The sequence below is a fragment of the Paraburkholderia humisilvae genome (assembly GCF_902859855.1).
GTDB classification, from domain to species: Bacteria; Pseudomonadota; Gammaproteobacteria; order Burkholderiales; family Burkholderiaceae; genus Paraburkholderia; species Paraburkholderia humisilvae.
Genome location: NZ_CADIKH010000150.1, coordinates 1 through 6,608, shown reverse-complemented (window position 1 = coordinate 6,608; position 6,608 = coordinate 1). Strand labels below are relative to the sequence as shown.

5 protein-coding genes and 3 pseudogenes are annotated in these 6,608 nt (G+C 58.4%); 4 read left to right on the top strand and 4 right to left on the bottom strand.

The window, feature by feature from the left end; translation table 11 throughout:
• On the top strand, window positions 1-190 hold a 190-nt coding region (locus tag HV796_RS43635; RefSeq protein WP_217478179.1), incomplete at its 5' end, for a hypothetical protein.
• A 13-nt stretch (window positions 191-203) separates the two neighbouring features.
• On the opposite strand, the gene HV796_RS39520 is transcribed toward HV796_RS43635, so the two are convergent.
• Both HV796_RS39520 and HV796_RS39515 read right to left on the bottom strand, forming a co-directional pair.
• On the bottom strand, window positions 204-644 hold the full coding sequence (locus HV796_RS39520) for a hypothetical protein (RefSeq protein ID WP_175233197.1): 441 nt from the start codon (window positions 642-644) through the stop codon (window positions 204-206).
• Window positions 645-876: 232 nt separating this feature from the next.
• Window positions 877-1,182 (bottom strand): annotated as a pseudogene (locus HV796_RS39515) (DDE-type integrase/transposase/recombinase); the annotation flags it as partial.
• 49 nt (window positions 1,183-1,231) lie between these two features.
• Between HV796_RS39515 and HV796_RS39510 the strand changes: the two are divergent.
• Window positions 1,232-1,951, top strand: coding sequence for an IS6 family transposase (locus HV796_RS39510; RefSeq protein WP_175233196.1), 720 nt, complete (start codon window positions 1,232-1,234; stop codon window positions 1,949-1,951).
• Between the two features lie 299 nt (window positions 1,952-2,250).
• Here the strand turns inward: HV796_RS39510 and HV796_RS39505 are convergent, their stop codons facing one another.
• Window positions 2,251-3,108, bottom strand: a complete 858-nt coding sequence (locus tag HV796_RS39505; RefSeq protein ID WP_175233195.1) for a hypothetical protein — start codon at window positions 3,106-3,108, stop codon at window positions 2,251-2,253.
• 573 nt (window positions 3,109-3,681) lie between these two features.
• Here HV796_RS39505 and HV796_RS39500 point away from each other — a divergent pair.
• Window positions 3,682-4,723 (top strand): annotated as a pseudogene (locus tag HV796_RS39500) (IS110 family RNA-guided transposase).
• A 363-nt stretch (window positions 4,724-5,086) separates the two neighbouring features.
• Here HV796_RS39500 and HV796_RS44880 read toward each other — a convergent pair.
• Window positions 5,087-5,315 (bottom strand): annotated as a pseudogene (locus HV796_RS44880) (DDE-type integrase/transposase/recombinase); the annotation flags it as partial.
• A 663-nt stretch (window positions 5,316-5,978) separates the two neighbouring features.
• Here HV796_RS44880 and HV796_RS39495 point away from each other — a divergent pair.
• Window positions 5,979-6,608 (top strand): IS110 family RNA-guided transposase (locus tag HV796_RS39495; RefSeq protein ID WP_175233194.1); only part of this gene is annotated, 630 nt, incomplete at its 3' end.

Sequence of the window (6,608 nt, the reverse complement as noted above, 5' to 3'; positions counted from 1 at the left end):
GGTAATACCCGGTGCCAGCGTCGTTCGTGGCGTCAGTGTCTTCTTCATCGCGCGGCCAAGCGTTTTCGTCAGCCTCGAATTTTACCTTCTCCGCCTTAATGCGACAGAACCAGGATTCTTATGGGTATCGGCCGGGCAACTTGGCGAAACAGGCTATTGCGGTAACGCGCAAGCGTTGCTGGCAATATGACTGTGTTGTTGAATTACGGAGAAACAATCCAGCCACAGTTATCGGTCCAATCGTCGTCTCCGAAAATCGGTACGGCGATATCGTGTTCATCGACGCCGGTATTAAGCATCCTAGTGTTTCCGCCCTCAGTAACCATGATCGGATAGCCTGCCTTCGGATCATTACTGCCCAGCGGGCTGAATATAAACATTTTTGTTGGATCTGACGAAACTCCCGAAAGTTCGAGGCTATTTGTGTGACCGAATTCCGTATCCAGAGAACCACTGTCGCTAGCCACGCACGTGGTCATGAACTCGTCATAAAAAATGCACGACTTAAATGTATATTTGGCGACCTCGTCAGCCGTAGCGTTAAGGTACCACGGAAATGGGGCGGTAGCTAGCCACAGCACATTGCCACTCAGAGCCAAATAACGTTGGCTTTTCACATGTTTGATTGAAACCTTGATAGTCATGACTTTTCCTTTGGTTTTTTTACTTGTTACTGTTCACGGAAGATGCTACGGACCAGCTTAGGCGTGCTCCCGTAAAATGACAAGACACTCAGACAGTTTTCGACAGATTCGCGACATGCCATATTTGCCTCTTTTGAATGGCTCTGTCGCATTAACGCGGCGAAGTAGAATCGGCGGTTCTGTCGCGATAAGACGGTGAGGTCGAAGTAAATCCCGATATGAATGGGACTGCTTATGCTATCAACCAATGGAACTGGACAGCAGGCGTCGCGGCGAAGCCATCGTTTCTCATCTGCCCTTTGCGGATCATGTGCATCAGCTCGATGCCACTCAGAATAACGCGCGCGCAGTTGAAATCCTTGAACCCGAGCATCGGCCGGGTTCGGCGTTTGATGGCCCGATGGTCCTGCTCGACGAGGTTGTTCAGGTACTTGACCTGACGAACCTTGATCGGCGTCTCGCGCCCGGCGTTCACCGCGTTAAGTGCGGCGAGACCGGAGCCGCTTTTGTCGATGGTTACCGTCGGTTCTGTCGCATTAAGGCGGAGAAGGTAAAATTCGAGGCTGACGAAAACGCTTGGCCGCGCGATGAAGAAGACACTGACGCCACGAACGACGCTGGCACCGGGTATTACCAAAGTTCTGAAGCGGCTGCACTATCCGCTTGAAGTGATGCTGCTGTGCGTGCGATGGTACGTTGCCTACTCGCTGAGTCTGCGCAATCTTGAGGAGATGCTGGCTGAGCGCGACATTGGCGTCGATCACTCGACGGTGCATCGCTGGGTCATCAAGCTGGTGCCGCTGCTCGAAAAGACGTTTCGCAAGCACAAGCGTGTGGTCGGCACGAGCTGGCGGGTTGATGAGACCTATATCAAGGTCAAGGGCTCGTGGAAGTATCTTTACCGGGCAGTGGACAAGGCGGGCAACACCGTCGATTTTCCGTTCAGAGCCAGGCGGGACCAGGCTGCTGCGCAGCGCTTCTTCGAGAAGGCAATCGGTCAGAACGGCTCTCCCGAGACGGTAACCATCGACAAAAGCGGCTCCGGTCTCGCCGCACTTAACGCGGTGAACGCCGGGCGCGAGACGCCGATCAAGGTTCGTCAGGTCAAGTACCTGAACAACCTCGTCGAGCAGGACCATCGGGCCATCAAACGCCGAACCCGGCCGATGCTCGGGTTCAAGGATTTCAACTGCGCGCGCGTTATTCTGAGTGGCATCGAGCTGATGCACATGATCCGCAAAGGGCAGATGAGAAACGATGGCTTCGCCGCGACGCCTGCTGTCCAGTTCCATTGGTTGATAGCATAAGCAGTCCTATTCATATCGGGATTTACTTCGGCCTCACCGTCTTATCGCGACAGAACCCAATTTTGACCCGAAATTTACCATGACCGACCGTAAAGCGAATTAGTCAGCATACCGAATTAATATAGCGGAATCGCCTGCGAATCCGCAAACCGGATTGCATCGGCACAAAGTAAAAGAACGAGCGTTCGCTATCTCCTACACTATACTGTGTTTTTGTACAGGTGCGACCTGCAAAGTCGCTATTGCAACTGTCCTGCCGATAGTACATGGATGGGACCTGCTGTTCTGCCAGCAGTAGCCTACTCGATCGTGCGTCGCTGGTAACGGCGGGGTGCGGAGCATCGAGGACAACATCCGGGGCTGCAAAGCCTAGCCGAAGCCGCGAGGCAACGGTGACACCTGCAAGCATCGATGCGGGAGCCGCGTGGGCTCAGGCCGCCCGGTGTCAGGTTATCCGGCAGGAACAGGCGCTGCTGCAGGCGGTCCTTACCCAGCGCCGCAGCGAAGTCCTGATGCCGCTGGATGCTGGCCCGGCGTGAGCTGTTAATGCCATTACTGTTCGCATGAAGCGTCGAGGCCTCGTCGAGCAGTTCCGGCCCGAGCAGCCCGGCAAGAAACGCGGGCGTGATGTGCGCATTGGTATCAAGCACCGTGAAGATATGCTCACGCCGCGTGATGCCCACTCCATGCAGGTTGAGCACGGCTATCAGTGCCGATGTCGGCGTATCAATCCGTGAAGGTGCCCGCGCCAGATCCAGCCACGCCCCGGCCAGGCTGGTGGCTGGCATCACTGCAGGCGAGCCCGTCGCACTGCGCACCTGCCGCGCTCCGGTACTGGCGCCGGCCTTTATGCCGGCGCCATTGGCGCTGCGTGTTCCAGCGGGTATCCGCCCGGCGTCCGGAAAGAAGGCTCCATACCATTCGATGGCCTCCCTGATGCTTCTTTCCAGCTCCGGGTCAGCGGCATGTCGGGGCGAACCAGATACAGCAGGCCGGCCAGGACCGTTGCGGGCAAGCCGGCCAAGCGCTTCGATCCGGGTGTCGGGGATGTTTTTTTTATCATTCACCTGCCTCATCGCGGGCCCGGCGGAATCGCTGGCCAGTGATCCGGATGGAGGGTATTGCCGCACCAAAGCCTGAGTAATGCTGCCAGTCATACCTGTCCCGTGATGATCTGAAGAGGAATTTCGCCACACAGGCGCCGTGAGGGAGCGAGGCGCGCCCCCGGCTTCGAAGCCCGGCAGGCCGACGCCGCCGTCAGCGGTGCTCACACCGTCATCGACGGGCAGCCGCATGACGACGCTGGGAAACGGCACTGTTGCGCCTGCCATGATCCTGGGAGCGTTCCGCATCGCCCTGCACCCCATGCCAAGGGCGTGGATCTTATCCCGCTCCCCCTGCGCGCTCAAGCACGACTACTCAGTCCCTTTTCGTGTTCGGTCGCACATTTTGCGCATCCGGATCAGGGACGGCCTGCATGAAATCCGAGTCCTTAAGATAAGGTCTCAATTATCACAAGGCACCGGTTCATGCGCTAAACTCCCCCTCATGAAAACGCGCCACACCACCCCTGCCCGCTCCCATTCTTGGTGATCCGCCCGGTTTTCCCGGCGCCGGTGAACTGGCCGCGCTGCGCGCGGCTCTGATGTGATGGACGACTCCCGCTAAGCGACGAGGGATTTGTGCCAGAGTGGACGAGCTGTGATGTCCATGGCAAAGGAGCGTTCATCATGAAGATAGCGACAGTTGGGCTCGATCTCGCCAAGAACGTGCTGCAGGTTCACGCCGTCGATTTGCAAGGCCACATCGTTGTACGCAAACAGCTGAGACGCAGTGATGTACTTCGTTTTTGCAACCCTTGAACCGTGCGTGATCGGCATGGAAGCTTGCGGTTCGTCACACTACTGGGGCCGCGAACTCACAAAGCCCGGACATACGGTTCGACTGATCGCCCCGCAATCCGTCCGACCTTACATCAGTAGCAACAAGACCGATGCGGCTGACGCCGAAGCAATCTGCGAGGCGATATAACGACCGAACATGCGCTTTGTACCGGTCAAAACGCCGGCGCAACAGACCGTGCTGTCGCTGCATCGTGCACGCGCCGGGCTGGTCAGGTCGCGCACAGCCCTGGCCAATCAGATCCGCGGGCTTCCGGGCGAATCCGGTATCGTGCTGCCACAGGGTATCCGCCTGCTGGGCCAACGGGCCATGGAGGCCCTTTCCAGTCGTGACATTGAACATGGTGAGCCGTTCCGGTTGTTAATCCAGATGCTCGTCGAGCACCTGCGCGAACTTGGTAACAAGGTGGCCGAGCTGGAAGGCCGTATCCGCGCAATCCACCGTACGGATGCGCCCGGTCAACTTCTCGAAACAATACCTGGAATCGGGGCGCTCACCGCGTCGGCCCTTGCAGCCTCGATCGGAAACGCCCGAGCCTTTCGCAGCGGCCGGGAACTGGCTGCCTGGCTGGGTCTGGTGCCACGTCAGCATTCCTCCGGCGGTACCCCGCACCTGCTGGGCATAAGCAAGCGCGGCGATACGGCATTACGAACACTTCTGATTCACGGTGCGCGTGCCGTTATACGCATGGCCGCCACCAGGCCCGAGATGGCCGATTCATGGCTGATGAACCTGTGTCGACGTCGACACAAAAACATCGCTGCCGTGGCACTCGCGGCAAAGAATGCACGCACAGCCTGGGCCATGCTGATACGAGATCAGCCCTATCAGGCTGGCCATGTTCCCGTGCGATCCAGTGTGACGCGTTGACAGACCCGGTCTTTAACATCAAAACATCGTTCACTTTCCAGAGGTTGCTTGAGCAGACTTCAATTCGATGGCACAACGGTCGGACCGTGATGGGCCAAACCCGCTTTGCACCAGGGGCAACCAGGCCCGAGGCTCTGATGGGGTACCCATTCACGGATATTCATCGTGGGCCCGCGGACGAGTGCTGCGAACCGAGCCCGGATACATGGCTGCAACCTCGACCTTATGCCCGACATGGTGCAAATAAGCAAGCTGGTTGAGAAGTTTCCTATTTGCAGGATACCTTATCGATCGGACAGGACCGCATTCCATACGGCGGGCGCAGCGGCATTCCTGAGGCCCGAGCTTCGTGCGATCGAACTGACCAGCCCGATCCACCGCCCGATACAGGTAGACCCACCTGCCCCGAACCTTCAGGTAGGTCGTCGACACGCCACGAGCGACCCGCGGGTGTAGCAAAGCGGTTCCAGCGTTTGACGAACTCGGGCGTATAACGCCTTGCCAAGCGAAGGATCGTCGTGTGAGCCAGCGACAAACCCCGTTCAGCCATCATCCCGACCAGATCGCGCAGGCTGAGCTTGTAGCGCAGGTACCGATACGGTGCATTTTCCGGTCCAACCGGACGGCGAATGCTTCGCGGCCTGCCCTACAGTTTCGGCGGCCGGCTGGTACAGGTTCTGGAAACACAACTTGCTTACGGAAGGCAGCAGCGGAATCCGGATGCGAGCCTCGTCACACACGCATATCCCCCACGCTTACTCCGCCGTCGTTACTGCCTCGTCGTCTCCGAAACGTGGCGCGCCCGTGGTGCGCCATCTCAGGAATCGCCATATCACGACGCACGAATATTTTGCCCCCCCGCAGCGTTTCGCGGGTCAACACTCGATGGATCGGTATTACTCCGCCGCGAGACGAACCGGCCGATCATCGGCAATCGGGGAGCAGAACGATGACGCCTTCGAGAACGCGGCCCGCCCATCCGCCTGCTCGAACGGGGTAGCGCCAACTTATCAACAGAATCCGTGGAAAACAGTGTGCATAACGTGCTCATGAGATGCATAAGTCCTTGATGCAATTTGGATTCGTTGTCATGCCCGCGATGCAGCGACTGCGACGGACCCTCGCGCAGCACGCCTCATCTAGAGAATGAAAGGGACTTCCCCGTCCCGAGGCTGCGGCGGAAGCCGCGAGTCAGGCATCGACGTGCCATGATGAGGTTGCGAACGTTCATCAACACCAGCGAGAGGGGAAGTCCATGCCTATTGTCACTATCGGAATCGATCTTGCCAAGAATGTATTCGCCGTTCATGGCGTGAACGAGATGGGTAAGGCGATGCTGATCAAGCCGCGTGTTTCGCGCGATCAGCTGGTGGCATTGATCGCGCAGTTGCCAGCGTGCCTCATCGGCATGGAAGCGTGCTCCGGCGCACATCACTGGGCTCGCGTGTTCCAGCAGCACGGTCATACCGTCAAGCTCATGGCGCCCAACCTTGTTGCGCCTTATCGCATGTCCGGCAAGCGCGGCAAGAACGACGCGGCCGATGCCGCTGCGATCTGCGAAGCGGTGACGCGTCCGAGCATGCGTTTCGTGCCGCTGAAGGACGAACATCAGCAGGCAACGCTTTGCCTGCATCGGACACGACAAGGTTTCGTGGAAGAGAGGACCGCGACCTATAACCGGTTGCGAGGCCTGCTCCCGGAATTCGGCGTGGTGCTGCCACAGAGCCCCGAGAAGTTGCGCAGGTACATCACGGAACATCTGGACACATTGCCGGGCTGGGCGAAGCGCAGTATCAGCGATCTGCTTGAGCATGCCGGCCATATCGAGGTTCGCCTGCTCGAATACGACCGTGCGATCGCTGGAATCGCGCGTGAGGACGCGCGT

Bases quoted from the DNA above. Each gene is read 5' to 3' on its own strand.
- HV796_RS39520 (WP_175233197.1), bottom strand. From the start codon at position 644: ATGACTATCAAGGTTTCAATCAAACATGTGAAAAGCCAACGTTATTTG.
- HV796_RS39510 (WP_175233196.1), top strand. From the start codon at position 1,232: ATGAAGAAGACACTGACGCCACGAACGACGCTGGCACCGGGTATTACC.
- HV796_RS39505 (WP_175233195.1), bottom strand. From the start codon at position 3,108: ATGACTGGCAGCATTACTCAGGCTTTGGTGCGGCAATACCCTCCATCC.